The sequence below is a fragment of the Paenibacillus sp. GCM10027628 genome (genome assembly GCF_042676385.1).
GTDB lineage: Bacteria > Bacillota > Bacilli > Paenibacillales > NBRC-103111 > Paenibacillus_E.
In genome coordinates this window covers 1-1,406 of the sequence record NZ_JBHTHA010000067.1, presented here as the reverse complement: position 1 = coordinate 1,406, position 1,406 = coordinate 1, and the positions used below count along the sequence as shown (strand labels likewise).

The window sequence follows — 1,406 nt, the reverse complement described above, 5'->3', positions numbered from 1 at the left end:
GGTAGCGTCAAGAAGTTTGTGTATTTAGGTCTGGGTATCCATCGGAACGATGGATACGATTGTTTTCAGGGGTGGGGGTACCCCCACCGAAAATTACAATTTATTTCCAGTTATTCATGGCCTAATGATCCCGCATAGCGTTCCTCGAACATTTGCTTGAGTTGTTGCTTGGTTTCTTCCATCCCAAACCCGCGAATGATGCGCTTTGACCATCGTTCATTGTAATCGGAAACGACAAGGTAGACGATCTTCTCCGCTGCTTCAACGTTTGGAATGCTATTCATCGGATACAAACGCTTGCGGATTTCTTTCACCGTCCGCTCAATGGCGTTCGTCGTGTAGATGCGGGACCTAATGGCCTCTGGGTATTTGTAAAACGTAAGCAATACGGGTAGATCGTTTCGCCAGGAGGCGACTTCTCGCGGATACCGTTTCTCCCATCTGGCTTCGAAGCGATAAAACTGTTTCATGGCTTCATCGCGATCACCAGCCTGGTACACTTGCTTTAAATCGTCGAGAAATTCAACTTTGTCGGTGACCCGGATTTTCGGAAATGTGTTCCGGATCTTATGCACGACACACCGCTGAACGTCGGCTTTTGGGTACACGCTGTGAAACGCTTCTTCTAGCCCGGTGAGTCCATCAAACACGCCTAGGAGGATGTCCGTGGCACCACGCTGATGCAAATTTTGCAACAGCTCTTTCCACCCATGTGCGCTCTCGATGCCGCCTACGTAGAACCCGAGAATTTGCCGGTATCCTTCCTCATCGATGCCCATGGCCACATAGATGACCTCTTTAGCAACGGAGTCACGGCGAAGGCTGAAGTACAAGCCGTCCAGGTACACGACGGAGTAGCGCTTTTGAAGAGGGCGGTTCTGCCACTTCTCGATGTCTTCCAAAACGGTTCGGGTTACATTGCTGATTGTGGTCGGTGAGTACTGAGTGCCAATGATACATTCAATGAAGCCTGCTACGTCCCGAGTACTCATCCCACCTTTGTACATGCGGATGACGGCTTCCTCTAGCCATCCATCCCGTCGTTGGTAGGGTTCAAACACTTGCGTTTGGAAGTCGCCATGACGGTCACGAGGAACTTTCAGGTCCTCAATTTTACCGTAACGCGTATCGAGCGTACGTTCATAATAACCGTTGCGAGTATTCTTCGACTCCGGCTGTTCGACGTGGAGAAAGTTGGCGATTTCTTCTTTCATGATGAATTCAATTTTTTCTTTAACAAAGTGTAGTACAGCATTTGCCAATTGATCTGCAAACTCGGAATTGGGTATACTTTTCATGGCAGGGTTCTTCCTCTCTCATGGAATCTCGACAATTCCGAGGATACCCTGCCTTTTTATTTGAAGGGAATACTCCAAATATTGGTACACAAACTATTTTACTTCATC

Annotated in this window: 1 protein-coding gene; it reads right to left on the bottom strand. The window is 48.2% G+C overall.

Features of this window, described 5'->3' with window-relative positions; genetic code table 11:
* Positions 1-110: 110 nt before the first annotated feature.
* Positions 111-1,298 (bottom strand): IS256 family transposase, encoded by a 1,188-nt coding sequence (locus ACFQZT_RS32235; protein ID WP_379307059.1) that lies wholly within the window; start codon positions 1,296-1,298, stop codon positions 111-113.
* Between the last annotated feature and the right edge of the window lie 108 nt (positions 1,299-1,406).